This is a genomic window from Streptomyces sp. NPDC102274, assembly GCF_044766385.1.
Classification (GTDB): domain Bacteria; phylum Actinomycetota; class Actinomycetes; order Streptomycetales; family Streptomycetaceae; genus Streptomyces.
The window spans coordinates 15,347-40,822 of record NZ_JBIWLW010000008.1; the positions used below are offsets into that span (position 1 = coordinate 15,347).

At 69.1% G+C, this 25,476-nt stretch carries 22 protein-coding genes; 11 read left to right on the top strand and 11 right to left on the bottom strand.

Translation table 11 applies throughout. From position 1 onward, the window contains the following. Positions 1 to 143 precede the first annotated feature (143 nt). The 4 genes from ACIRQP_RS13235 to ACIRQP_RS13250 all read right to left on the bottom strand — a co-directional run bounded on the left by ACIRQP_RS13235 (position 144) and on the right by ACIRQP_RS13250 (position 3,168). Positions 144 to 620 (bottom strand): GNAT family N-acetyltransferase, encoded by a 477-nt coding sequence (locus ACIRQP_RS13235; protein ID WP_403887976.1) that lies wholly within the window; start codon positions 618 to 620, stop codon positions 144 to 146. A gap of 115 nt (positions 621 to 735) precedes the next feature. Continuing rightward, positions 736 to 1,671 carry a M56 family metallopeptidase gene (locus ACIRQP_RS13240; protein ID WP_403887979.1) on the bottom strand — a complete coding sequence of 312 codons (936 nt, stop codon included), beginning with the start codon at positions 1,669 to 1,671 and terminating at the stop codon, positions 736 to 738. Next, complete coding sequence (locus tag ACIRQP_RS13245; RefSeq protein WP_403887982.1) at positions 1,668 to 2,048, bottom strand: BlaI/MecI/CopY family transcriptional regulator; 381 nt, start codon at positions 2,046 to 2,048, stop codon at positions 1,668 to 1,670. The genes ACIRQP_RS13240 and ACIRQP_RS13245 overlap by 4 nt, the downstream gene beginning before the upstream one ends. Positions 2,049 to 2,169: 121 nt before the next feature. After that, positions 2,170 to 3,168, bottom strand: coding sequence for a hypothetical protein (locus tag ACIRQP_RS13250; RefSeq protein WP_403887984.1), 999 nt, complete (start codon positions 3,166 to 3,168; stop codon positions 2,170 to 2,172). 176 nt (positions 3,169 to 3,344) lie between these two features. Here ACIRQP_RS13250 and ACIRQP_RS13255 point away from each other — a divergent pair, with 176 nt between their 5' ends. The 5 genes from ACIRQP_RS13255 (at position 3,345) to ACIRQP_RS13275 (ending at position 8,805) form a co-directional block, all read left to right on the top strand. After that, positions 3,345 to 3,656 carry a heavy-metal-associated domain-containing protein gene (locus ACIRQP_RS13255; protein ID WP_403887987.1) on the top strand — a complete coding sequence of 104 codons (312 nt, stop codon included), beginning with the start codon at positions 3,345 to 3,347 and terminating at the stop codon, positions 3,654 to 3,656. Positions 3,657 to 3,792: 136 nt separating this feature from the next. Further along, the gene (locus tag ACIRQP_RS13260; protein WP_403888577.1) at positions 3,793 to 6,021 is read left to right on the top strand and encodes a heavy metal translocating P-type ATPase; all 2,229 of its coding nucleotides are present in this window, start codon (positions 3,793 to 3,795) and stop codon (positions 6,019 to 6,021) included. Positions 6,022 to 6,093: 72 nt separating this feature from the next. After that, a complete protein-coding gene (locus ACIRQP_RS13265) occupies positions 6,094 to 6,375 on the top strand; it encodes a metal-sensitive transcriptional regulator (RefSeq protein WP_403887990.1) in 282 nt (93 codons plus the stop codon). Between the two features lie 143 nt (positions 6,376 to 6,518). Beyond that, positions 6,519 to 7,979, top strand: coding sequence for an MFS transporter (locus ACIRQP_RS13270; protein WP_403887993.1), 1,461 nt, complete (start codon positions 6,519 to 6,521; stop codon positions 7,977 to 7,979). A 418-nt stretch (positions 7,980 to 8,397) separates the two neighbouring features. Beyond that, positions 8,398 to 8,805, top strand: a complete 408-nt coding sequence (locus ACIRQP_RS13275) for a nuclear transport factor 2 family protein (RefSeq protein ID WP_403887996.1) — start codon at positions 8,398 to 8,400, stop codon at positions 8,803 to 8,805. Positions 8,806 to 8,909: 104 nt separating this feature from the next. On the opposite strand, the gene ACIRQP_RS13280 is transcribed toward ACIRQP_RS13275, so the two are convergent. Then, positions 8,910 to 9,356 (bottom strand): winged helix-turn-helix transcriptional regulator, encoded by a 447-nt coding sequence (locus ACIRQP_RS13280; protein WP_403887999.1) that lies wholly within the window; start codon positions 9,354 to 9,356, stop codon positions 8,910 to 8,912. Between the two features lie 116 nt (positions 9,357 to 9,472). Here ACIRQP_RS13280 and ACIRQP_RS13285 point away from each other — a divergent pair, with 116 nt between their 5' ends. The 4 genes from ACIRQP_RS13285 to ACIRQP_RS13300 all read left to right on the top strand — a co-directional run bounded on the left by ACIRQP_RS13285 (position 9,473) and on the right by ACIRQP_RS13300 (position 17,852). Continuing rightward, complete coding sequence (locus ACIRQP_RS13285; RefSeq protein ID WP_403888002.1) at positions 9,473 to 10,705, top strand: MFS transporter; 1,233 nt, start codon at positions 9,473 to 9,475, stop codon at positions 10,703 to 10,705. Between the two features lie 159 nt (positions 10,706 to 10,864). Further along, positions 10,865 to 12,835: an RNase A-like domain-containing protein gene (locus ACIRQP_RS13290; protein WP_403888005.1), complete on the top strand. Its 1,971-nt coding sequence runs from the start codon at positions 10,865 to 10,867 to the stop codon at positions 12,833 to 12,835. Between the two features lie 142 nt (positions 12,836 to 12,977). Further along, complete coding sequence (locus ACIRQP_RS13295) at positions 12,978 to 13,343, top strand: contact-dependent growth inhibition system immunity protein (RefSeq protein ID WP_403888008.1); 366 nt, start codon at positions 12,978 to 12,980, stop codon at positions 13,341 to 13,343. 117 nt (positions 13,344 to 13,460) lie between these two features. Then, positions 13,461 to 17,852 (top strand): FtsK/SpoIIIE domain-containing protein, encoded by a 4,392-nt coding sequence (locus ACIRQP_RS13300; protein ID WP_403888011.1) that lies wholly within the window; start codon positions 13,461 to 13,463, stop codon positions 17,850 to 17,852. Positions 17,853 to 17,968: 116 nt separating this feature from the next. Here ACIRQP_RS13300 and ACIRQP_RS13305 read toward each other — a convergent pair whose 3' ends face one another. Both ACIRQP_RS13305 and ACIRQP_RS13310 read right to left on the bottom strand, forming a co-directional pair. Further along, complete coding sequence (locus ACIRQP_RS13305; RefSeq protein WP_403888013.1) at positions 17,969 to 18,592, bottom strand: hypothetical protein; 624 nt, start codon at positions 18,590 to 18,592, stop codon at positions 17,969 to 17,971. Further along, positions 18,589 to 18,966 carry a hypothetical protein gene (locus tag ACIRQP_RS13310; RefSeq protein WP_403888016.1) on the bottom strand — a complete coding sequence of 126 codons (378 nt, stop codon included), beginning with the start codon at positions 18,964 to 18,966 and terminating at the stop codon, positions 18,589 to 18,591. The genes ACIRQP_RS13305 and ACIRQP_RS13310 overlap by 4 nt, the downstream gene beginning before the upstream one ends. Positions 18,967 to 19,209: 243 nt before the next feature. On the opposite strand from ACIRQP_RS13310, the gene ACIRQP_RS13315 reads away from it, so the two are divergent. Further along, positions 19,210 to 19,878, top strand: coding sequence for a hypothetical protein (locus ACIRQP_RS13315; RefSeq protein WP_403888019.1), 669 nt, complete (start codon positions 19,210 to 19,212; stop codon positions 19,876 to 19,878). Between the two features lie 517 nt (positions 19,879 to 20,395). On the opposite strand, the gene ACIRQP_RS13320 is transcribed toward ACIRQP_RS13315, so the two are convergent. Next, positions 20,396 to 20,689 carry a WXG100 family type VII secretion target gene (locus ACIRQP_RS13320; RefSeq protein ID WP_403888021.1) on the bottom strand — a complete coding sequence of 98 codons (294 nt, stop codon included), beginning with the start codon at positions 20,687 to 20,689 and terminating at the stop codon, positions 20,396 to 20,398. Positions 20,690 to 20,998: 309 nt separating this feature from the next. Between ACIRQP_RS13320 and ACIRQP_RS13325 the strand changes: the two genes are divergently transcribed. Further along, complete coding sequence (locus ACIRQP_RS13325) at positions 20,999 to 22,441, top strand: hypothetical protein (RefSeq protein ID WP_403888024.1); 1,443 nt, start codon at positions 20,999 to 21,001, stop codon at positions 22,439 to 22,441. Between the two features lie 468 nt (positions 22,442 to 22,909). On the opposite strand, the gene ACIRQP_RS13330 is transcribed toward ACIRQP_RS13325, so the two are convergent. The 3 genes from ACIRQP_RS13330 to ACIRQP_RS13340 form a co-directional block, all read right to left on the bottom strand. Beyond that, the gene (locus ACIRQP_RS13330; RefSeq protein ID WP_403888027.1) at positions 22,910 to 23,833 is read right to left on the bottom strand and encodes an SCO0930 family lipoprotein; all 924 of its coding nucleotides are present in this window, start codon (positions 23,831 to 23,833) and stop codon (positions 22,910 to 22,912) included. Positions 23,834 to 24,132: 299 nt separating this feature from the next. Then, positions 24,133 to 24,861: an anti-sigma factor family protein gene (locus tag ACIRQP_RS13335; RefSeq protein ID WP_403888030.1), complete on the bottom strand. Its 729-nt coding sequence runs from the start codon at positions 24,859 to 24,861 to the stop codon at positions 24,133 to 24,135. Then, positions 24,858 to 25,424: a sigma-70 family RNA polymerase sigma factor gene (locus tag ACIRQP_RS13340; protein WP_403888033.1), complete on the bottom strand. Its 567-nt coding sequence runs from the start codon at positions 25,422 to 25,424 to the stop codon at positions 24,858 to 24,860. Before ACIRQP_RS13340 ends, ACIRQP_RS13335 begins: the two co-directional genes overlap by 4 nt. Positions 25,425 to 25,476 lie beyond the last annotated feature (52 nt).

Here is a 25,476-nt window from a genome sequence, read left to right on the forward strand (position 1 = left end):
CGGGGGGCCTCGCCTATTGACTGCGGGCCCGCAACCTGGCCCCCCGGGCCTGCAACCCCCGGGGCGCGACCGGGCGGGCGGGGGGGGGGGGGGGGGGGGGCGGGGGGGGCGCCCCCGCCGACCCGCCTAGGGTGCCGTGTGCGTCACAGCCCGCGCAGCAGCCGTGTCCCCGAGCCCGTGAAGCCCTGGCGGACGAAGAAGCCGCGGGCCGGGTCCTGTTCGGAGTGCAGGGAGACCGCCTGCCGCTTCGCGTCGTGCTCCCGTATCCGTTCGGTGACGGCGGTGAGCAGGGCCGTGCCGATGCCCGTACCGCGCAGCGCCGGCGAGGCGCAGAGGGAGTACACCTCGCCCTCGCCCGCCGTGGGTACTCCGCCCGCCGCCACGCCGACGACCGTCCCTTCGGTGTCGATTGCCACCAGCCAGCCGAGCCATCCCGGTACCCCGCCGGGGATTCCGATTTCTGCCTTTATTCGAGTGAGTGAGCAGTTGGTACTTACCAAGTGCTCGACGGTCGGCTCCTCAAGAATCCCGGTGTAGCTGTCGCGTATCGCTTCTGCCAGAAGTCTGGATATCGCGAGTGCCTCTACGGGGGTTGCTGGGCGCACCTCCACGGGGGGCATGGGCTCTGTACCTCCTGGGTGCAGCGTGAACTCCAAGTGCCCAACAATAGCGGCCACTTGGGCCACTCGACCGCCGAACCGTATTTACGAAGTTACTTAGTTAATGCGTAGAGAATTAGCCAGGTATTGAACAACAGGCCAGGAACAGAGGTGCCACGCCGGCGATCAGGGCGGTGGTGGCGAACAGTCCTTGCAGGACGGCGTAGCCGACCTGACGCGGGGTCAGAATTCGCCGTACGCGCAGTACGGCGGAAGGTCCGCCCGCCGCGAGCGTCGCCGTCGGGGCCTGCCCGGCCGCCATGGCGTACAGCGCGAGGGCCAGCGCCTCGCGCGAACACCGCCGCAGCGCACGGTCGTCGGCGGCCATCTCCAGCAGGAGCGGCACCTCGTGCCGCATCCGCCGGGCCAGGGGCAGCGGTTGGAAGGCCGCGGTGAGCGCCTGGACAGCCAAGGTCATCAGGTGGTGGCGGCCGGCGATGTGGGCCCGTTCATGTTCCAGGGCCGCGTTCAACTGGCATTCGGTCAGGCTGCGCAGGGCGCCCGTGCTGACGATCACCTGCGGGGTGCGACCGGGCAGACAGTAGACGGCCGGGGTGCTGTGTTCGAGGACGGTCGCCCGCAGCCCCTGGTCCCGCTTGCCGAGCAGCGACAGCATCTCCGCGTGCCTGGCCCGGTGTCGGCGCGCGCGTACGGCCTCGCGGAGAAAAGTGGCGCAGGGCAGCGCGAGTATCGTGGCGGTCGCGCCGACCGCCACGTAGTCGATCACCGCGAGGGACGACAGCACCGACAACGCCGGCGGCCGGCACCGCTCGGCGCTCCAGGGCAGGCACTCCTCCGTGAGATGGGAGAGCGTGTGGCTGGTGCGGTACGGCAGGAGGGTCTGGAAGGCCGACATGGCCAGGCCCGCGTTGAAGAGCACTCCGAGCAGCGCCCAGATGCAGATCGCCAGGCGCGGCGCGTGGTGCGCCCAGTTTCCGCGCGCCAGCAGGACGGGGAGCACGGTACCGGTGGCCAGGGTGAGCGCGAGCGGTGGCAGGAGGTGGTGGTTCACCGGTGATCGCCGTCCGCGGTCGGGCCGACCACGGCGCGCAGCGCGGCGTCGAGGGCCTGCACATCCTCGCTCGACATGTGCTCGACGAACTGGAGCAGAGCGCCCTTGCGGTTCTCCGTGCTGCCCAGGGCGTCCCGCATCAACTTGGCCGTGTACTCCTCCCGGCTCTGCCTGGCCTCGTACACCCAGGCGCGGTTGATCTTCTCGCGCCTGAGCCAGCCTTTCGTGTGCAGGATGTCCGCCACCGTCATGACCGTGGTGTACGCGACCGGCCGGGTCTCGTTGATGTCTTCCACGATCCGGCGGACCGTCGTGGGCTGTCCCCAGCGCCACAGCCGGTCCATTATCTCGGCTTCCAGCTCGCCCAGCGGTCGCACGATGTCCCCCTTCTCCGTATCTGAACCGACTTCACGGTGTGCTACCCCGCACATCGTAGAGTGCTCGCTCCAAAGGGGGCCTTATACCCCTGCCGGGTAACGCGGGGGACTGGCGGGGCTTTCAGTGCTCGTGACCGTCGGCCTCCCCGCTCTCACCGGGCTGTGCGGACGGCTTGGCTCCGGCGGCGCCCGCGGCCGGCACGTCGACGGTGAAGGCGGCCGTGCGGACCTTGCCCTGGTGCTGGAAGTCGAGGAAGAGCCGGTAGGCGCCCGAGCTGGGTGCGGTGGCGGTGAAGGACACGTCCGGGCCGGGCTTCGTGACGCCGTCGCCCGGCTCGCCGTTCGGGTGGACGTGCAGATAGGCGAGGTCTCCGGCGCGCAGGGCGACGAGGTGGCCGTACGCCCCGAGGTAGGGCTGGAGGTTGGTGACGGGCTTGCCGTTCTTGGCGACGGTCAGCTTCAGTTCGTTCGCCTTGCCGGGGGTCAGGGCGCCGTCGAGTGCGACCTGGTAGCCGTCGACCTCGGCGGTGTTCCCGGCCGCCGGGAGCGCGGCGGGCTCGGACGTGCCGGAGACGGCCAGATCGGCGCCGAGCGTCACGCCCGCCGCGTCCTTCTTGGCGGGCTTGAAGTCGGCGAAGGCCCGGTATCCGCCGGCCGCGGGCAGCGTGGCCCGGACGCTCCAGGTGCCGTCGGCGACGCGGGTCGGGTGGAGGTGCCGATAGACCGTCAGGTCCCGTGACGCGATGATGAAGTGCAGCTCCTTGTCGTGCTCGCGCTGGTACGCGGTGACCTTGCGCCCGCTCTCGTCCTTGACGGAGAAGCTCAGGACGGTCGACGCCCCCGCCGCGACGCGTGGCGTGTCGAGAGCGAGCGTGTATCCGCCCTCGGAGATCTGCAGGCCACCGGCCGGTGCGGTCTCGTGACCGGCACCTCCCGACGCCTCCTCGTGTCCGCCCTTCTCCTTCCCGGCGGCTCCCTCACCCGTCTTCGCGTGCTCGTCGTGGGCGGCGGGCGGCTTCGTGGCCACGACGGGGTCGATGCTCGTGCCGATGCCGTACGCGGTGCCGAACGTGGCGGCGATCGCGGCGCCGAAGGCTGTGATCTTGAGTCCCGTGTTCATGGGGGTCTCCTTCCTGAAGGGGCCGCTCCGCAGGGGCGGCCGACATCGTCAACATACCCTCATGGGGTATGTAGTCAAGCTGGGCGTGCCCTTGCGTCGCATACCCATGGGAGGTATACATGGACCTCGTCATCCGCATACCCCCTTGGGGTATCAATCGGACTGGGGAGCGATTCATGTCGTCCTGCTGTACGCCTGAGGGCAGCTGTCACACCGGTCAGGCAGCCGAAGGCACCACCACGACCACGGCGCCCGCCACGGCCACCGTCGGTGACAGCCACACCACCGTCTACAAAGTCGGCGGCGTCAACAGCGCCCACTGCCAGGGCATCGTCACCAAGGCGCTCACCGGCCTGGACTCCGTCATCGGCGTGGAGGTGGGCATCGGCACCGGCCTGATCACGGTCGTCACCGGCGGCGAGGCCGACGACGCGCTGATCGGCGGGACCATCGACGAATCCGGTTACGACTTCGCCGGCCGCGCCTGACGGCGCGTCACCTGAACAGTCCGGGGCGGGGTCCCCCTGCGGCCCCGCCCCTCAATCTCCAGTCCGAGGAGCAGACGTGACCACCACGACGACCGGCACGGGAGCCGAAGCCGAGGTCGAGCTCGCCATCGGCGGCATGACCTGCGCCTCGTGCGCGGCCCGTATCGAGAAGAAGCTCAACCGTATGGACGGCGTCGAGGCGACCGTCAACTACGCCACGGAGAAGGCCAAGGTCAGCTACCGGGGCGAGGCCGTCTCGGTCGACGACCTGATCGCGACGGTGGAGGCGACCGGCTACACCGCGAAGGAGCCCGCCCCGCCCCGTACGGCGGCCGACGGTTCTCCGGACGGCGGTGCTTCGTCGCGGACGGCGGAGGAGCGGGAGGACGACGCGCTGCGTCCGTTGCGGCAGCGGTTGCTGACCGCGGTGGCGCTGACGGTGCCGGTCATCGCGATGGCGATGGTCCCGGTGCTGCAGATCGAGTTCTGGCAGTGGCTGTCGCTGACACTGGCCGCCCCGGTCGTGACCTATGCGGCGTGGCCGTTCCACCGGGCCGCGTGGACCAACGCCAAACACGGCGCGGCGACGATGGACACGCTGATCTCGGTGGGGACCTCCGCGGCGTTCCTGTGGTCGTTGTGGGCGCTGTTCTTCGGTACGGCGGGCATGCCCGGCATGACCCATCCCTTCGAGCTGACGATCGCGCGCGGTGACGGCGCGGGGAACATCTATCTCGAAGCGGCGGCGGGCGTCACCGCGTTCATCCTGGCCGGCCGGTACTTCGAGGCCCGCTCCAAGCGCAAGGCGGGCGCCGCGCTCAAAGCCCTGATGGAACTGGGCGCGAAGGAGGTCACCGTCCTGCGCGACGGCCGTGAAGTGACCGTGCCCACGGGGGAGTTGGTGGTCGGGGACCGGTTCGTGGTGCGTCCGGGGGAGAAGATCGCCACCGACGGGACGGTGGTGGAGGGCACCTCCGCCGTCGACGCGTCGATGCTCACCGGTGAGTCCGTGCCGGTCGAGGTCGGGTCGGGCGACAGTGTCACCGGGGCGACCCTCAACGCGGGGGGCCGGCTGGTCGTCGAGGCCACCCGTATCGGCGCCGACACCCAGCTCGCCCGCATGGCCCGCATGGTCGAGGACGCCCAGAACGGCAAGGCCGCCGCCCAGCGCCTCGCCGACAAGATCTCCGCCGTGTTCGTCCCCGTCGTCATCGCACTCGCGCTCGGCACGCTCGGATTCTGGCTGGGCAACGGATCGGGCCTGACTGCCGCGTTCACGGCCGCCGTCGCCGTACTGATCATCGCCTGCCCCTGCGCCCTCGGGCTTGCCACCCCCACCGCCCTGATGGTCGGTACGGGGCGCGGCGCCCAGCTCGGCATCCTCATCAAGGGCCCCGAGGTCCTGGAGTCGACGCGCAAGGTCGACACGATCGTTCTCGACAAGACCGGCACCGTCACCACCGGCAAGATGACCCTCCTGAACGTCCACACCACCGACAGCACCGACGAGAGCGAACTCCTGCGCCTGGCAGGCGCGTTGGAGCACGCCTCCGAGCACCCAATCGCACAGGCCGTGGCGCGGGGCGCGGCGGCGAAGCTGGGCGCGCTGCCCACGCCTGAGGACTTCGCGAACATCGCGGGCCTCGGAGTCCAGGGGATCGTGGAGGGTCATGCCGTCCTCGTCGGCCGCGAGCGGCTTCTGGCGGAGTGGGCGATGGCTCTGCCGGTGGAACTGGAGCGCGCCAGGACGCAGGCGGAGGCCGCGGGTCGTACGGCCATCGCGGTGGCCTGGGACGGTGAGGCGCGCGGCATCCTGGAAGTCGCCGACGCCGTCAAGGACACCAGCGCCGAAGCGATCCGCCGACTGCGTGCCCTCGGGCTCACGCCCGTCCTGCTCACCGGCGACAACAAGACCGTCGCCGAGGCGGTGGCCGAGGAGGTCGGGATCACCGAGGTGATCGCGGAGGTCATGCCCGAGGACAAGGTCGATGTCGTCAAGCGCCTCCAGGCAGAGGGCAAATCGGTCGCCATGGTCGGCGACGGCGTCAACGACGCCGCCGCACTCGCCCAGGCCGACCTCGGCCTCGCCATGGGCACCGGCACCGACGCCGCCATCGAGGCCGGCGACCTCACCCTCGTCACCGGCGACCTGCGCGCCGCCGCCGACGCCATCCGCCTCTCCCGCCGAACCCTCGGCACCATCAAGAGCAACCTCTTCTGGGCCTTCGGCTACAACGTCGCCGCACTCCCACTCGCCGCCGCCGGACTCCTCAACCCCATGATCGCGGGCGCGGCCATGGCCTTCTCCTCCGTCTTCGTCGTCGGGAACTCCCTACGACTGCGCGGCTTCAAGGCCGCATCCTGAATCCGCTGCTCCCGGAGGTCGGGACCGACGCCGGCCCCGACCCCCCGGACCAGACTGCGAGACGAGGCATCAATGCCGGGCTACGAAGATCAGAAGGACGACATCCTCCGGCGGCTGCGCCGGATCGAAGGCCAGGTGCGCGGTCTTCAGCGGATGGTCGAGCAGGACACGTACTGCATCGACGTGCTCACCCAGGTCTCCGCCACCACCGCCGCCCTCCGCTCGACCGCGCTCGCTCTGCTGGACGAGCACCTCAACTGCTGCGTCTCCGAGGCCATCGGGCAAGGAGGCGACCAGGCCAAGGAAAAGGTTGGAGAGGCTTCCCAGGCGATCGCACGACTGGTCCGCTCCTGACGCGGTCCGCGCCGCATCTCCTCTCTCCCCCTCCTCTCTCCCTCTCCTCTTTCTCTTGTCGAAGACCCGGCACCAAATACCCCCCGGGGGTATATTGGTTCTCCCACTGTCGCACATACCCCCCTCCCGTATAGGAGATCATCATGTCATCGCCCACCGCTCCAGCTGATCCGCGTCGTTGGACGGCGCTCACGCTCATCGCCCTCGCCCAGTTCATGGTGATCATGGACACCTCGATCATCGGCGTCGCGCTCCCCAAGATGCAGACCGACCTGGGCTTCTCGCAGGAGAACCTGTCCTGGGTCTTCAACGCCTACGTCGTCGCCTTCGGCGGGCTCCTGCTCCTGGGCGGACGTCTGTCGGACCTGTTCGGCGCCAAGCGGCTCTTCACCGCCGGCTGGATCGTCCTGGCCGGTGGTTCGCTCGCCGCCGGCCTGGCGGGCGAGGTCTGGATCGAGCTGACCGGCCGTGCGCTCCAGGGCGTCGGCGCCGCACTGATCGCCCCGTCCGCCCTGACGCTGCTGATGATGCTCTTCGGCGGCAACCCGAAGGAACTGACCAAGGCGCTGGCCCTGTACGGCGCCGCCGCCCCGGCGGGCGGTACGGCCGGCGTCTTCCTCGGCGGCGTCATCACCGAGTACGCCAGCTGGCCATGGGTGTTCTACATCAACATCCCCATCGCGGTGATCGTCCTGGCCCTGACCCCGCGCGTCATGCCGTCCGCACCCGCCCGCCGCGGCTCGATCGACATCGCGGGCGCCGTCACCGTCACGGCTGGTCTCGCCCTCGCCGTCTTCGCCATCGTCCGTGCCCCGGAGACCGGTTGGGCCTCGGCCGAGACCTGGCTCGTGCTGGCCGCGGGCGTCGCGCTGATCGCCGCGTTCGTCGCCATCCAGGCCAAGCGCCGCGAGCCGCTGATGCGGCTGGGTATCTGGCGCGCGCCGAACCTGGCCGGCGCCAACATCGCCCAGCTGCTGATGGCGGGTGCCTGGATCCCCATGTGGTTCTTCCTCAACCTGTACCTCCAGCAGGTCTTGGGCCTGGGCGCGTTCGCCTCCGGATCCGCGCTGCTGCCGATGACGGTCGCCATCATGATCATGATGATCGTGCTGGCGCCCCGGATGATCGGCCGGTTCGGCCCCAAGCCGCTGATCGTGACAGGTCTGTTCGCTCTCGCGGGCGGCATGATCTGGCTGTCCTTCGCCCGCCCCGACGGCAACTTCTGGGTCGACGTCCTGCCGGCCTCGCTGCTCGCCGCCGCCGGTATGTCGCTGGCGTTCATTCCCTCCCTCGGCACCGCACTGTCCAGCGCGCGTCCTGAGGAGGGCGGCCTCGCCTCCGGCATTGTCAACACCAGCTACCAGGTGGGCTCGGCGCTCGGGCTCGCCGCGATGACCGCGGTCGCCTCCGCGTACGGGGCCAAGGAGCTCGGCAATCCCGTCGCTCTGACCGACGGCTTCTCGGCGGCCTTCGTGGGGGCCGCCGCCATCGCCGCGGCCGGTGCGGTCATCGCCTGGCTCACCCTGCGCACCAACACCGCTCCGGCACCCACCGCGCCGTCCGACGCGAACCAGAGCAAGCCCCGTACCGCCGAAGCCCTCTGAGGGCTCGGCCGACCCGCCGACGCCGCCGGACAAGGACCACGTGTCCCGTCCGGCGGCGCCGCCCGTGGCTCCCGCACAGCGGCGACCGGGCGCGCGCGGCTGCTGCCGTTCGGCGCCACGTGAAGAACTCGTGGCGTCGCCCGCGGCGATCAGGTACGAGGCCGCCCCCTGTGATGCGAACCACCTGGATCCGTGCTCTCGGCCACCTCACATCCGACCCTCGGAGTCCGTCATATAGCTGCAGCGAGCGAGACTGCCGCTCCGAATGGGGAAGGCTTCGCGCAATTGGGCACCGCGAGTCCTTCATCGGTCGGAACGGCCGATTCGGCAGTGGTGAAAAGACTTCGCTCGCTGCGCGCTGCATTCGTCAGCAAGGTGAGACGCGGGACCAACCAGCGTGGAATCGAGTGAGGTAAGCATGAGTGGTCTTCAAGAAGGTTTTTCCCTCCCGGGCGAATACGCCGCACGCCTCGTACAGTCGGCGGGTAACCCGGAGGCAATCGGTCCCCTGTTGGCCGAGGACGTTACTTGGCGCCTTCAGTTTCCCATCGATCCCGATATCATGCCCAGCGTTGTGCACGGCCGTGCGGCCATGGTGGGGGCTCTCGACAGGGTGTTCTCCGTGTACTACCAGGAGGGATCCTTGCAGTCCACGGTGCATCAGACGATCAGTCAGGGGCAGTCCGGAGCAGCGCTCTGGTCGATGAAGGGCCTCACATCCACAGGTGCGCCTTTCGAGAATCGATACGTGCTGTGGGTGAAGGTGCGGAATGGTGAGATCACCGACGCCTGGGAATTCGCAGGTACCCCATTCGGCGATGCCTGAGGGTTCCGCGATCGTTGCGCGACGGCTTGACCGGCCGCCGTCTCCGCCCGCCGCGGCGACGGCGGCCGAGCTGAACGCACTTCGTGGATGTTCGGGCGTCCCGGTCAGCCGACCTTGTTGACGGTGGTGTCGCCCGCGTCGAGTCGCCTCCCGTCGGCGGAGTAGACCTCCAGTGCGCGCAAGGGACGTCCCTGCCGGCGGTCGATCATCTCGGAGTGTGGCTCGTCGGGGGCGAACAGATTCTGTTCGCCCCACTGTCGCAGCGCGACGATGACCGGGAAGAGGCCCTCGCCTTTCGGCGTCAGTACGTACTCGCGGTAGGCGCTGCCGTCCGAGGCGGGGACGGCGTCGAGGACTCCGGCGGCGACCAGGTGACGCAAGCGCGCGGAGAGGATGTTCTTCGCCACGCCGAGGCCGCGTTGGAACTCCCCGAAGCGGCGGCTGCCGTCAAAGGCGTCCCGCACGATCAGCAAAGACCACCAGTCGCCCATCGTGTCGACTGATCGCGCGACGGGACAGTCGCTGTCATTGAAGCGTGTCCGCTCCACCATGTCGCCCTCCCTCATCATGTTGGTTGCAACATGCTACCAGATCGGGTTACCGTCCCACTGGTAGCAAGATGAAACCAACCGCAAGAGGGATCGGCGTGGGAAGAGATCGCGGGGGCATGACAACAGAGGCCACAGGGCTGAGCGCGGGGACGTCCGGGTTCAAACTGTCAAGAGGAGTCACCCTGCTCCTCGCCGTAGCCTGTGGAACAGCTGTGGCCAACGTCTACTGCGCGCAGCCACTCCTGGTGACACTGGGCCGCGACTTCTCGATCGGCACAGCGACGGTCGGCGCAGTCGTGACCTTGACTCACATCGGTTACGGGCTGGGACTCTTCTTTCTCGTGCCACTGGGAGACATGCTCGACCGCAGACGTCTCATCGTGGCGCAACTTCTCCTCTTGGCGATGGCGTTGACGGCGGTCGGCACCGCCGACTACGCGGCGCTCCTCCTTGTGGGCCTCACAACCGTGGGGCTGCTCGCGGTGGTCACCCAGACGTTGGTGGCTTTCGCCGCATCCCTCGCTCCGCCCGAGGAGCGCGGACGGGTCGTCGGCCTGGTGACCAGCGGTGTGGTCACCGGCATCCTGCTCGCCCGCACCGTATCCGGCCTCTTGGCCGACCTCGCCGGCTGGCGCTCCGTCTACCTCTCCTCCGCGGTTCTCACCAGCGTGCTCGCCCTGGCACTCCACCGCCTGTTGCCGTCCCGCGACAGTGCCACGCCGACGGCCAGGAGGTACGGGCAACTGCTGCGCTCCACCATCACGCTGTTCGCGCGCGAGCGCCTCCTTCGTGTGCGGGCCCTGCTCGCGATGCTGATCTTCGCCGCCTTCAGCGCTCTATGGAGCAGTGTCGCGCTGCCCCTCAGCGCACCCCCGATCTCCTTGTCCCACACCGAAATCGGAGCATTCGGACTGGCCGGAGCCGCGGGCGCCCTCGCCGCCACCGCGGCAGGCCGCCTGAATGACCGCGGCTTCTCCCAGCGAACCACCGGCATCGGCTTGGCCCTGCTCACCGTCTCCTGGCTGCCCCTGGCCTTCACCCGGCACTCGCTCTGGGCGCTGGCGGTCGGCGTGATCGTCCTCGATCTCGCCGTACAGGCGGTCCACGTCACCAACCAGACCCTGATCTACGCACTGCATCCGGCGGCGGGGAGCCGACTGATCGGCGGTTACATGGTCTTCTATTCGATCGGCAGCGCCTCCGGCGCCGTCGCCGCGACCACCCTCTACGCGGTGGCAGGCTGGACAGCCGTGTGCGCACTGGGCGGCTGGATCAGCTTTCTCGCGCTCCTCCTGTGGGCAGTCACGCGACGCGGTACCCCGAATCCATCCATCACAGCCGCCGACTGAACGGTTCCTGTCCCGGATCCGGACGGACGCTGCGGGTCCCCCGAGGAAACCATGGAGGGCGGGGCGGGGCGAGCGATCCGAAGGACGGATGAACGGTCCCCGGGCGCGCCTCGTGTATGGGGCAACAGCAGTCCGCACAGCACACCCCGGGGGAGCACCGTGGCACGTCGGCACCCGTCGGGCTTTGAGGTCGTCGGGTATGACAACGATCCCGCTCCAGGGGACATCGACGAGATGAACCGGGTCCGGGACCGCTATCAATCCATCGGCGACGAAGCTGAAACAGCCCTGAACTTCCTCAAGAAGGGCGGCCAGGTCGAAACTGGCCGCGGCGAAGCGATGAACAAGCTTCGCGAACACATCAGCGACCTGCCCGACAAACTCCAGAAGACCGTCACCTCCTACCACGACGCGGCCGACGCGTACACCACCTACGGCCCTCAACTCGTCGAAGCGCAGGACCTTCTGGACAAGGCCATGGACCAAGCCCTCGAAGTCGGCGACCAGGCCAACCAGACCCCACCCACGCTCCCCGACGACGCCACCGACCAGCAAAAGAGCGACAACCAGAAGCAGAAGGACCAGATCGCCCAGGCAAACCTCAAGATGACGGGCGCAAAGCTCATGGCCGGCGATGCCGCGGCCATGCGCGAAAAGGCCAAAAAGGCCTGCGAAGACGTGCTCTACCGGGCAGCCGGCGAAGCGATCCCGGAACGCAGCTTCTTCCAGAAGGTCGCCGACTTCTTCAAAGACTTCCCCTTCGTTCAGATCCTCCTCGGCGCCCTCATCGCCATCACCTCCATCTTCTTCCCCGTCGCCGGCGCACTCCTCGGCGGAGCACTGTTCGCCTTCACCACAATCGTCGGCGCGGCCACAGGAACACTCAGCCTCGGCGACATCCTCACCGGTCTCGTCGGTCTCATCCCGGGCGGCTCCCTCGTCAAGCTCGGCGGAAAAGCAGTCACCGCCATCGGCGGCGCCGCCAAGGGACTCCCCGGCGCAGCAAAATTCGTCGGCGGCGCCGGTGCGGCCGGCAGCGCGTTCGGCAAGGCAACCGGCAGCATCACCAAAATCGGCGACTCCATCAAAAACAGCAAATCCATCCAGGGCATCCTCAATCACCCTGTCACCCAGATCGGCAAGGAAGGCGTCAAAGAAGGCGCCGAGAACGCCGCCGAAGAAGCAGCGACAGAAGTCATCGACGGCGAAGGGCTCGACGCCGGAAACATCGCGAACGCCGGCGCCCTCGGCCTCGCCGGCGGCGCCCTCGGAGCCGGAGCATCAACCTTCGGCAAGAAGTCCCCCTTCCCTCAGAAGGGCCCGGCAGCGGGTTCCTCCGGAGGCGGCGGCACACGCGCGCAAACCGGCGGCTCGCAAAACAACACCCCGCAGACCACCGGTGCGCAGAACACGCCCACACCGCAGAACAACACCCCGCAAGCCAACACATCGTCACCACAGCCACAGACGACGCCTCCGACCGCCGGGCCGGCTACGGCCGGTGCCGCGGGGGCGGCGGGTGCCGCGGCGGCCGCCGGTGGCATTCCCACCAAAACGTCCACCACTCCCGTGGCAGGTTCATCGACCCCGGGAAACCAAGCACCGACACCGGCGACACATGTTCCCACCACGAATACGGGGCTGAACTCGCCGTTCTCGAATTTCAACGCAGATGGTCTCACCGCGCACGAAGTGGGCACCGGTTCGGGGAACAAGGGCCACGCCATCGACCGGCACGTGGCCAAGGACGATGCGTTTCTCCAGGGCCGTCTGAACGGTCAACCGGGAGGACCCGGACAAAAGCCAGTCAGACCAATCCCGGTTGCCTCGACCTTCAACACGCTCGGCGACGCGGACAAAGCCACCGCGGACAACCTCAGCCAACACAGTGCTGATATACAAAAATTCCTCAATAGCCCCCCTCCTCCTCCCACGAAGAAGGGAAAGGTTCCGCTGCAGAGGAGTGACTTCACGTCCTTTTTGCCGCCTGGGACGGGAGCCAAGAGCCTCACCAAAGATAGCAACGGGAATTTCGCGCAGACCAGTCCGACGAAGGTGACGACGGTGATAGAGAAAGATTCAAGTGCTCCGGACGGATTCAGGATCATCACGTCATTCCCAACGTCGTAGCGGGTCACCGAGCGTTGCCGTACGGATGGTAGGTTGCGGCCAACGGGGTACCGTGAGTACTTTCCCGAAGCGGTCCGAGGCGCACCTGCTCCGGTGCACCGCTGACCCACAAGATATCCACCCATCTCCCCGGAGGTTCCCTGTGTACGACGGCCTCAGAAGTCTCGCCGGATCATACTTTCACCAGGATTTCGATACGGAAGCGGACACCCCCATTGGTGTCGTAGAGGTGTTCCGCGACAATGAAGCGACCGAAACCGTGGAGAAAGCGGCATCGGAAATCACGGAGATCCTCGATTCCGGGATGTCCGACGAGGAAATCGTCACCATGTGGCTCGGCGATTTCCGCGCTTACTACGACCCCCGCTACGACGACATCACGGGTCGGGAGTGGCTGACCACCGTGCGGGAGATCCTCCTCGCCGAGGAGGAGGACTCCGACGAGCCGACCACCGACGGGCGGGAAACCGCTGGGCCGGAAACCGCTGGGCCGACCACCGACGCATGACGTCGTCCGGCCGGTGGTCAGACAGCTGTCGCCCCGGCCGGACCGGACACCGTTTCGCTGTACCGGAGCGGGTCGCCCGCCATCCCCGGCTGTTCATCCGATGTAAGGACGCGAGTAGTGCAACTGAAGGTTAGTGTGCGTGACCCGCTGGCGGAGGAGGCGCCCACTGTGGTCGTCGACACCGAACCCGCCGCGCGGGCGGGCCGGTTCGCGGCGGAACTGGCGCGCGCCGTCGGCCACACCGGCGGCGACCACGAAGGCCCACCCACCCTGTACGTGGACGCGGAACCCGTCGACGCCGAAGCCACCATCCAGTCCGCGGGGGTGCGCGACGGTATGACAGTCGGGCTCGGCACTCCATTGCCGAAGACGCCCGAGCCCGAGGGCAGGACCGAGCTGAAGGTGGTGTCCGGCCCCGGCGCGGGCACGGTGTTCCGCCTGGTGCCCGGCGACTACGACATCGGCAGCGACGAAACCTGCCGAATCAGGCTGGCCGGGGAAGCCCCGCCGGTCGCCGCGCGGCTGCGGATTCGTCTCGACGGTACCGCGGAACTGCTCTTCACCAACAAGGCCCAGCTGGACGGCGCGCCCGTGGACGGGACCGCCACCTGGCGCGAGGGCAGCCAACTCTCCTTCGGTGACATCCTGCTGGAACTCACCTCAAGGGTGTCCGCGCGGGCACCGCTGACCCCCGCCGCGGACGGCCTCGGCCTTGAGTTCAACCGGCCGCCACGCTTTCTGCCCCATAAGGCGCAGGGTAAGTTCCAGCTGCCCTCCCCACCGACGAAGCCGGACAAGCGGCCCATCCCGCTGCTGCCGATCCTGCTGCTGCCCGCGGGCAGCGCGCTCGTCACCATCCTCATCACCCACCGTTGGGTGTTCATCTTCATAGCCCTGCTCTCCCCGATCGCGGCGCTGGTCAGCCAGTTCGGCGGCCGTAAGCAGGCCATGCTCAAGTACCGGGAGCAGAAGGAGCAGTACGAGAAGAAGCTCGCCCGGATAAACGACGACGTCGACGCGGCGGTCGTCGAGGAGCAGCTCAACCTGCGGCTCGCCCTGCCCGATCCGGCGACCCTGCTCCAGATGGCGGCCCAGCCGTCCGAGCGGCTGTGGGAGCGCCGCTGGCAGGATCCGGACTTCCTCGGGCTGCGCGTCGGCACCGCCAATCTGCCCTCTTCGCTGTCCGTACAGGACCCCACACAGGACGAGCACCGCCGCAACCGCGTGCCCACGCTGAACCAGGTACCGGTGTCGGTAGGGCTGCGGCAGGCCGGGGTCGCCGGTGTCGCCGGCGGCGACGCGGGCCGCGTCGCGAGCTGGCTGACCGCGCAGGCGGCGTCCCTGCACAGCCCCGCCGACCTCAGGATCGTCGTCCTCGCCGGCCTCGAGGGCGAGCGCGACTGGTCCTGGACCCGCTGGCTGCCCCACACGCAGCCGACGGGCGAGGACGCGTACGCGCTCGTCGGCTCCACCACCGACTCCCTGGCCCGCCGCATCGGCGAACTGGGCCAGATCGTCATGGCCCGGGGGCAGTCGGGCCCGGAACTGGTGCGCGGCGGTGTCAACGGCTACCCCGACATCATCGTCGTCCTCGACCAGGCCCGGCGGGCGCGCTCGCTGCCCGGGGTCATATCCCTGCTGCGTGACGGCCCCGCGGTCGGCGTCTACACCATCTGCATGGACCGCGAGGAGCGGTTGCTGCCCGAGGAGTGCGGCGCGGTCATCGTCACCGAGCCCGGCTCCACGACCTTCTCCACGGTCCGCACCGGAGGCGGCGGCGCGCTCGAAGTGCGGACGGACTCCCCGGAACCCGCCTGGTACGAGCGCCTCGGCCGTTCCCTCGCGCCGCTGCGCGGAGTGGGCGACAGCGACGAGAGCGCCCTGCCGGGCTCGGTGAGGCTGCTCGACCTGCTCGGCGTCGAGCCGCCCACCGCGGAGGCCATCGTCGGCGGCTGGTCCCTGTCCGGCCGCTCCACCCGAGCCGTCCTCGGCAGCGGCTACGACGGCGAATTCTCGGTGGACCTGGTGCGCGACGGACCGCACGCGCTGATTGCGGGCACCACCGGGTCCGGCAAGTCCGAACTGCTCCAGACCCTCGTCGCGACCCTCGCCGTGGTCAACCGCCCGGACGAGATGACGTTCGTCCTCGTGGACTACAAGGGCGGCAGCGCGTTCGCGGAGTGCGCCGACCTCCCGCACACCGTGGGCCTGGTGACGGACCTCGACACCCACCTCGTCGAACGCGCCCTGGTGTCCCTCGGCGCCGAACTGCGGCGCCGCGAGACACTGCTGGCGCGGGCGAGCGCGAAGGACATCGAGGACTACCTCGACAAGCGCTTCCGCGGCGGCAACGTACTCCCCGCGCTTCCCCGGCTGCTGCTGGTGATCGACGAGTTCGCGTCCATGGTGCGCGAGCTGCCCGACTTCATCTCCGGCCTCGTCAACATCGCCCAGCGGGGCAGGTCGCTCGGCATCCACCTGGTCCTCGCGACACAGCGCCCGACGGGCGCCGTGACGGCGGACATCCGTGCCAACACCAACCTGCGGATCGCGCTGCGCACCACCGACACCTCGGAGAGCCGGGACATCATCGACGCCCCGGACGCAGGGGAGATCTCGCCCGGTACGCCCGGCCGTGCCTACGCCCGGCTGGGGCCCTCGGCGCTGCTGCCGTTCCAGTCCGGCCGGGTCGGCGGGCGGCGCCCCGGCGCTCGGGTGGCCGCCGACACCGAGGTGCCGGTGCATGCCCTCACGGTGTCCTGGCGGGACCTCGGCGGCCCCCTCCTCCACGCCGGCGGCAAGAAGTCGGGGGGCGGCGAGACGGACATCGTCACCGACTTGGCGGTGCTCACCGCGGCCGTCGCGCAGGCGGCCCGCGTCGCCGAGGTGCCGCACCAGCCGAGCCCCTGGCTGCCCGCGCTTCCGGACCTGCTGGAATGGGCACCGTCGCCGGCGCCCACACCGTCCGCGGAACGCGAGGCCGCGCTGCCCGCCGTCGCGTACGGGATGGTCGACCTGCCGGCCCTCCAGAGCCGTTCGGATCTCACCTTCGACATCGACCGGGCCGGGCATCTGCACATCATCGGCTCGCCCCGCAGCGGCAGGTCGCAGGCCCTGCGCACCCTTGCCGCCGCGCTCGCCCAGGCCCACGGTGCCGACGACGTCCATATCTACGGCATCGACTGTGGCAACGGAGCCCTGAACGCACTGACGGCAATTCCCCACTGCGGGGCCGTCGTCGACCGTAACCAGACCGAACGCCTCGGCCGCCTCCTCGACCGGCTCACCGCCGAACTCACCTTCCGCCAGGGCGTGCTGGGTTCTCGCGGCACCGCCGACCTGGCAGAACTGCGGAGTATGACCGAGCCCGGGAAGCGGCTGCCGCACATCGTGCTCATGGTCGACCGGTTCGAGGTCTTCGACCGCGAGTACGTCACCTTCGACAACGGCAGCTACATGGAACGCGTGATCAGGCTGCTGCGCGACGGCGCGGGCGTCGGCATCCATGTGGTCCTCGCCGGTGACCGGATCCTCGGCAACAGCCGCTTCTCGGGTACCACCGAGGACAGGCTCGTGCTGCGGCTGAACGACAAGGCCGACTACTCCTCGGTCGGCATCCCGACCAAGTCGGCGCCCACCGACCCGGCCCCCGGGCGCGCCATGCGCACCCAGGACTTCACCGAGGTCCAGCTCGCCGTGCTCGGCTCCGACCTGTCCGGCACCGCGCAGGCCGAGGCTCTCATGGCGCTCGGCGAGGAGATCACCCGGCGCGAGGCCGCGGTGCCCGCGGAACGTCGCGCCCCGCGTCTCGATGTTCTGCCGGAACAGATCGATTACACCCAGGCGGTCGCCCTGCGCCCGCAGACGGCACCCATGCTTCCACTGGTGGCCGTCGGCGGCGACACCCTGACCGGGCTCGCCCCCGATCTGGCCGAGGTGCCCACTTTCGTCATCGCGGGGCCGCCCCGGACCGGGCGCAGCACGGCGTTGCTGACCGCCGCCCGTTCGGTGCTCGACGCGGGCGGGGGCGTGATCGTCCTGGCACCGCGCAGGTCGCCGCTGCGGTCGTTGGAGGGACGGCCGGGCGTCACCGCGCTCATCACCGACTCCGAGGTGTCGGTGGCGGACTTCCGGCAGATGCTGGGCAATGTGCCCGAGGACAACGCGGTCATCCTCATCGACGACGCGGAGCTGTTCATCGGCAGCGAGATCGACTCCGACCTCGCACTGCTGGCCCGTGGCGGCGCCGGCAACGGCTGGGGTCTCATGGTCGCCGGTAACGCGGAGTCGCTCTCGTTGAGCCTCGGGGGCTGGGTGGGCCAGGTGAAGCGGAACCGCACCGGCATGCTGCTCTCGCCGCAGTCGCCGGCCGACGGCGACGTCATCGGCGTGAAACTGACCCGGGGCGTGGTCGGCCTCGCACCGCAGCCCGGCCGCGGTCTGCTGCACGTCGGTGACGGCACCCTCACCACCGTGCAGGTACCGTTCTTGGACGTCGCGGACCTCTGAGAGAACGTCCGCACACGGCACACACCGAAAGGGCGGTCCGGCTTCAACAGCCGGACCGCCCTTTCGGTGTGCGTCCCCCCGTCACCTCACACCGCGGATGTTCTCTCAGCGGCCCGTCACCTCACACCGCTCACGACCTTGCCCTCCGCCGAGACGAAACGGAAGGTGCTCGTGATCGCGTCGAAGAGGTCGTACACCGACTCCTTCAAGGGCAGGTTGGGGCTCGCGCAGGTGACCACGAGGTACTCCCGTGCCCTTCCCGGCACCGGCATGATGGTGTGCACGCAGAGCAACTGCATGTCGATGTCCGCGGTCACCCGGGTCGTCTCGGTGCCCGTGACCCGGGTGACGGTGCCCACCGCGGGGATCTTCGCCGAGGTGATCTTCCGGTCCTTCGGGGCCTTGCCGTTCGCCGATTCCACCCCCATCTGCGCGGCGACGAGCGGCAGGGTCAGCTCCACGCCGTCCGGCGTCCGAATGGCGAACACCATCGCGTAGCCCATGAACAGGCCGTCGTCGTACTGCGTGACGGTGCCGGTCGCCAGCAGCGCGCCGTGGTTGCGGGCGGACCTGAGGAGGTCCCGCCCCTGGCGGAACATGTCGTTGATGTTCGCCCGTGCCACCGGATCGTCCGTCTGGGCCAGGGCATCGGCGCGCACCTCGGCCATGGCGGCGCCGCTCATGTCGACCTCGCGCCACGAGTCGGGCACGTCAAGGACGAAACGTTGTGCGGAGTTCACTGGGTGCCTCCCGATTCTTTGGCCTTGGCCAGTTCATCCAGTTTGTTCAGGCCGAACGCGCTGTTGATGTCGTTCAGGAAGGCTGTCGTGTCGTCGTTCAGGCCGGCCACGGCGTCGTTGTCCGTCTTCTGGAAACTGTCCATGATGCTGTCCATGGCCTTCATAAGGTCCTCGACCTGCTTCTTGAGTTGCTTCTTGCCGTCCACCCACTTGTTCTCGAAGTTCTGAGCCGCCCCGTGGATCGCGAGATCCGGGCCGAACGCCTTCTCGAAGTCGAACTGAGTGGTGCCGATGTCGATTTTGCCGTCTACGAAGTGGAGCGCCTGACGCGCCGCGTCCAGTTCGTCGCCGGGAATGAAAATGTCTCCGGACATGTGACCCCCCACGTGTTGGCGGTGATGATGGTGTTCTCTCAGGACGTACACGTGGGGTGGGCGTGATTCGTTCACCGTGACGCCACCGGCTCGGCGGGGGGACACCCCGGTCCGACGGGGGACACCCCTGCACCGCCGGGGACTCGCGGTCCGGCGTGTCCCCGTCCGGGAGCCGGTCGAGAAAACACCGATCGGGTTGAACGGTGTGAGCCCTGGCCTCGTGTGAGGGTCGTGACTTCTCCCATGCCTCAGCGCAACACCCCTTTCGCCCGTCGGCGCACCCGCGCCGCCCTGGCCGCAGCCCTCGTCCTGGCGGGTTCCGTCGGCCTCGCCGCCTGCGGCAAGACCATCTCGGTGAGTGACAGCGCCGGCGCGGCCCCGCCGAGCAGCCCGCCGCCCGCGGCGGCGTCCGCCCCCGCGCCGTCCCAGAGCCGGCCTTCCAGCAACTCCACGTTGCAGGTGGTCGACAACACTGCCGCCGAATCAGGCAAAACGGGTACCGGTGGCACGGTGGTCGGCACCGCGGTACAGGAGCAGCCACCGAAGTGGGTCCAGCTCTCCGCGGTGATCTCGCCGCCGCTCACCGCGCCCCACCTCATCAACATCAACCAGGCGGCGCTGTACCGCTTCGACATGGACACCCCCGGCTCCGGCATTTCCGCCTGCGAGGGGCAGTGCGCCACGCAGTGGCCGCCGGTGACCATCGAGGAAGGCGGCAACGTCTACCTCGCGGGCGTGGACCAGAAGCAGGTCGGTGCGCTCCGGCGCCAGGACGGCACGGTCCAGGTCACGGTGGGCGGCTGGCCGCTGTACCGCTACTCGGGCGACTCCAAGCCGGGCGACCTCAACGGTCAGGGCGTGGGGGGAACCTGGTTCGCGGCCGGGCCCGCAGGGGAGAAAGCGCAACAGTGACCGTGCGTGGGCGGCGGGTCGCGCCCCGGCGGACAGGTGTGTGCGGCTCTCGCCGGTGAAGGGCGTCCCGGTCAGCGGTGCCGGCTCCGCACACGCCTTGTCGCGACGCCGGGCACCCGGGTACTCGACGGCCGGCGGTACGCCCGAGACGGCGACGACGGCCAGAGGATGAACTCGATGTGGTCCCTGCCTCGCCGGCCATGAGCTGTGCCAACTGCTGTCGTCCGGCACACGATTCAGGGCATCACAGTGTTCACCGCCCTTGGAGGAACGGCAGACAGGTGTGGGCCCCCGGGGGCAGGTGGCACAGGGTGGTGTGTGCGACCGTGACCCGGGGGCCCACGTGCGGGGCACTGGTGCCCCTCCCGGCAACGTTTGCCCCGTAGCGGCCCCCAGCACGCGCGCTCGCGGCGTTGGCCAAAAGCCCGGGTAGCTCCGCTACCAGGACTTCCGGCCGCCTTGCGATCACACGGACCGGACGCCGCTCCTCGATGGGCAAACATTGCCGGTCGCGGCACTAGGACAGGTTGGAGCCGAGCTGTTCGTCGGTCTGGCTGAAGGCGTCACCGACGGACTTCACATACTGACCGATGCCCTGGAGACCCTGGTTGACCTGGTCGAAGCCCTTCGCGAACTCATCGACGAACGGCTGGAACTTCTGCTGGGCCGCGGGCGTCTGGTAGCCGTTGGCGAGCAGCTGGCTGATCTTCCCCTTCACCTCGTTGAGCTTGTCGACGCACTGCTGAAAATCGTTGAGCAGCGCCTGCGAAGTGGAAGCCGTCTCGTCCGAGTTGACGTTGTAATTGGGCATAGCGTTACTCCTTGCTGGCTACATGATGGGCGGGGCGGTTCCTGGGCGGCGTCACGGTGTACGCGCCTCGCGGCGATATCCACGGTGGTCGACTCTTCGAGCCGCACCACCGCCCTGCCGGGTCCCCGGTTGTTCCCACGGTGTGTGTCTACGCTCTACACGTGCCGGGTGCGGACAACCGTTCAGATCTTTTTCGAACTTTCTCGGAAGCGGAGTCGTGTGAAGGGTGAGTCACCGTGACCGTGGCCTCGCGCGGGGCACCGGCGAGCGGTGGGGGATTCGGCATCACGACATCCATAGGTGGAACAGATGAGGGAAGGCACCGAGGCCATGCCTCGGCATCGGCCGACGAGCAGGGGCGCCGGGCGTGGTCGGCACCGGGTGGTGCGGGCCGTCGCGCTCGTGCTGCTGGGCCTGTGTGGCCTGCTGGGCATGAGCACGTCGGCGCAGGCGGCCGACCGGGACGGCACGGTCAAGGTGTTCGTGGTGAAGGACCAGGCCGTGAGCGGCGGGCAGCTCGCCACGCTCCAGGGGATCGCGGTCAGCACGCTGGGCGACGCGTCACGCGCGGGTGAGATCTTCACCCTCAACCGCTCCCTCGCGCAGCCCGACGGCGCGGCCCTCACCGACCCCGGCGAAGCGCTGCACCCGGGCTGGATCCTGCGGCTCCCCGATGACGCCTCGGGTCCGGACGTCCAACTGGCCAGGGACACCTCCACCCAGCAGCCGGTCCCGCCCCCGGACGGCCGGGGCGCCGCACCGGCGGCGCCACCACAGACCCAGCAGCAGACGGTCCTGTTCACCCTGCCACTGCCCGCGGTCATCGCCGGGGCGGGCGCGGTACTGCTGGCCATCGTGACGGCCGGCATCGTCGCCAGGCGCCGGGTGAAGCGGGGCTTCGACGTGTTGCGACGCGGGGTGCACAAGCTGGGCGACCCTGCCCGGCGACGGCGTCGACTGACGGCACGTCGGTCGGTGGGAGCCCGGTTCGCGGCCGACGCCGAGACCGTGCGGCGCGCGTACGACACCCTCGGTGAGTTCGTGCCGACGCGGAACAAGCCCGAGACGCCCGTGCACGCCCTGCGCATCGACAACTCCGGTGTGACCGTGTGGCTGCCGTCGACCGACAAGCTCGCGGAGCCGTGGCAGAACATCGAGGGTACGCGGTGGCGCAGGCCGCCGACCACGACGGCCCGGTCGGTGCACGGCACGGACACCACAACGATGGCGATGGCCGCCCTCGACGCGGCGTGCTTCGTGCGTGTGGGGACGGACGACGACGGTGAGCCGGTGTTGGTGGACATGAGCAGGCTGGACGGCGTCCTCTCGGTGACCGGCGACTACGCGGTGGCCCGTGATGTGGTGCGGAACCTGCTGGCCGAGGTCGCCCGCAGCAAGCCCCGAACCCCGGTGACGGTGCTGCGCGGCGCCGACGGCACACCGCCGCTCGACGTTCCGGCCGAGCTCCAGCAGGTCGCCCGGGTCGAGGCGGGGGTTGCGCGGCCCCATGACACCTCCCGCACCGTGGTGGGCGCCGCGGCGCGGCGGCCGGTGAAGGGGCTCGTCGTCATGGCCGGGACGCCGAACGGCCGCGAGGCGGCGGAACTCGCGGCGCTCTGCGGGCCCGGTGGGGCGGGCTGGACGGGGCTTGTCTGCGGCGAGGCGAACGGTGCGCACTGGCGCTGGTACACCGATGCGCACGGCAGCGTGGACATTCCCGTGCTCGGAGCGAAACTGACCGTTCCTGCCTGACGGCGGGTCCGGGACGGCCGTGTCATGGGAGTTCGACCCCTGACGGCCATGTGCTGACGGCGCTGTTCTGCGGGCCGTATCCGGTGGGTTTCTCGCCCCTGGATACGGCCCGTCGGCATGCCCGGGTCGGGGCCGGCGTCGGGAGTGGGCACGCCCGTGGCGGTGCCATCGGCTTCCCGCCGGTACGCCTGTGCTGCCGGGTTTGCCGTCGGGTACGTAGGCCTCTCAGCACTTCCGTGCGAGGTGGTGGTGTGCTCGGTACTGTGCCGTGCCGGGGGTGTGCCGTCGGGTACGTACGAGCGCCCCACTCGGCACACCGGTGCGGGATGGTGTGTGGCCACACCGTGCCGTGCCAGGGGTGCCATGTCGTGGAGCGCCCGCCGCGCGAAAAGCGGACGGGCAGTGGTCGCCCACTGCCCGTTCTCGCTGCGGTTCCCCGTCGGCCCGCCCCCGTCGGAGGCGTTCTGCTCAGGCCTCCTTGGCGGCGGGGATGGTCTTGCCGCGGTCGACCGCCGTGACATTCGCCTTGATGGCGAACCACACCTTGCCCACGTTCTGGCCGTTGGTCTGGCCCGGCTGGGTGTCACCCTTGAAGGTGTACGCGGGCCAGCAGTTGAAGGACTCCTGCTTCGTGCCATTCGGAGTGGTGAAGGTGAACAAGGTCTTCGCGGGCAGGCCGATGGCCTCGACATCCGACGCGTTGACGAGACCGCTCGGCGTCCACTTCTGGAGGCAGGTGGCGTCACAGGCCGTCTTCATGGGCCACGGCGTGTCCTTGGTGAACAAGTACATGGTCATGCCGTTCTTGTCCTGGAGGATGGGGCCGAGCTTGGGGTCGTCGAGCACGCGGAGGGCGGGGCGCTTCACCCCGGCCTTCCAGCCATCCGGGGCCGAAGCGTGCCACACGCCGCCGACGTTCTGGCCGTTGGTGTCTCCCGGCTTGGTGTCCTTGGCGTAGTAGTAGAGCGGCTTGCCCCCCAGCGTCAGCTGCTTGCTGCCGTCGCTTCCGGTGATGGAGCCGAGCAGGTCCTGGTTGAGGTCGGTGGAGACGGTGGTCCCGTCGGCGGGGACCTGCGGCCAGAGCTTGGCGCAGTCGCCGGAGCAGGCGGACGTGCCGGGGGTGGTGTCCTTGTCGAAGACGTAGAGGGTCATGCCCTTGCCGTCGTTCAGGACGGGGCCCAGCTTGTCGTCGGTGGTGACGGTGAGCCGGCCGGCGGTGGCCTTGGCGACGGGGGATGCGTCGGCCGCGCCCGGGATGACGCTGATAGCCGGTGAGGCGTTCGGCTTCGCGGCCTGGTTGTCCGAACCGCTGCTGGTGCCGCAGGCAGACACGGTCAGGAGTGCGAGTGCGGACGTCCCGAGGGCAAGTACGTTCCACGTCTTCTTCGTCATCACGGATCCTTCGTGCTCAGGAGCTTCGGGCTCCCTGCGGAGCCACCTGCCCTTCACACGTACCGCCCTCTCCGAGGGTTCAGCTGAAGTTTCCGTATTCGGTGACGGACTCGCCGGTCCGGGCGATGGACGGTGTGGGGCGGATCTCGGGAAGCGCGGAACCACGCGCTCATCCGGTCCGGCCGCGGAGGGCTCGTCCGCGACAGCGGACCTGGGTGGCGATGTGTGCCGCCGGAACGCGACGTACCCGGCGCGCTATGAGGCGCGGCCGGGACGTCGACGGGACGGAGACGGAGGTCTCAGAGAAAAACGGTCACGTACTTCTTGCCCGCGGTGTTTTCTACGAGGATCGACTTCACGTGGTCCGCGGCGATCGCGGCGGAGCCGTCGAGGTCGGCGCCCTTCCCGTCGCCCCCTTTGGCGTCGGGGCGGACCACCCAACTGCCCGCGACCTGCCGCTGGCCGTCGTCGCCGACCACCACCAACCGGCAGCGCTCACCGGCGGGGATACCGCTGACCGCCGCGTTGACCCGAACCCACCCGGTGGCCGGCGTCACACGCACCGTCATCCGCGCGCTGGTGTCCGCGTCCGTGGCCGAGGCCACCCTGATGTCCTCGGGTGCCGCAGAGAGTGGCGGTGACGTCACGGCCGGTGCTCCTCCGGCCTCCGTGTCGGGCGTTGAGTCGTTACCCGCCACCAGATATCCGCCGAGAAAGAGGATCGCGGCCGAGGCGGCGGCGCCCACCCCCACTCCCCAGGAGCGCCGCCGCCGGGCGCTCGTCACCTCGGCCCTGGCCTGGCGCAGCGTGCGCTGCAACAGCAAGTCCCCGTCCTCGACGGGGCCTTCGAGAAACGCCTCGGGAGGCACGGTGCCGAGAGCGGCCTCCATTTCTCGCAACTCCTCCAACTCGGTCCGGCACTCCGGGCACACCTTCGTGTGCTCCTCGATCTCCTGCCGCTCCGCGGCTTCGAGGACGCCGAGGACATACGCACCGAGCTGTTCGCCGGGATGATGCTGCGTGCTCACACCGCCACCTCACTGAGCCTGCTGACACCACTGCCTCCGGATTTGCTCGTGTAGAGCTTCCGCAGTGTCTTGAGAGCGTAGTGTGCCCGGGACTTGACCGTACCCTCGGGTATGCCCAATTGTCCCGCCGTTTCTGGGACCGTGCGCCCATGGTAGTAGATCTCGACCAGCACCTCACGGTGGTCGGGCGAGAGCTGGTCGAGCGCTTCCAGCATCGCCATCGACTCCACGACAGCGTCCGCGTGGTCGCGCTCGATGGGCGGGGTGGACTCGGACTCGGCGACCTCGGTGGGCCGTGCGGCCTTGGCGCGGTACCGGTCAGTGATGATGTTGCGGGTCACGGTCAGTAGCCAACCGCGTACCGACCCTTGGGCGTTGGACATGACCTCCGGATGGCGCCACGCACGGATGAGCGTTTCCTGGACGACGTCTTCCGCGGCGAGTCGGTCTCCTGTCAACCGTGTCGCGTACGCAAGCAGGGCTTTGCCGTGCTCGGCGTAGAGCGCACGGATCAGCGCTTCGTGACTCGCGCTTTGTTGAGCGCGAGACCTCAGTACCGCCATCACCCACTCCGTCTCCCAATGCTTCGACCTCAACACGAGACCGTCGGCGTCA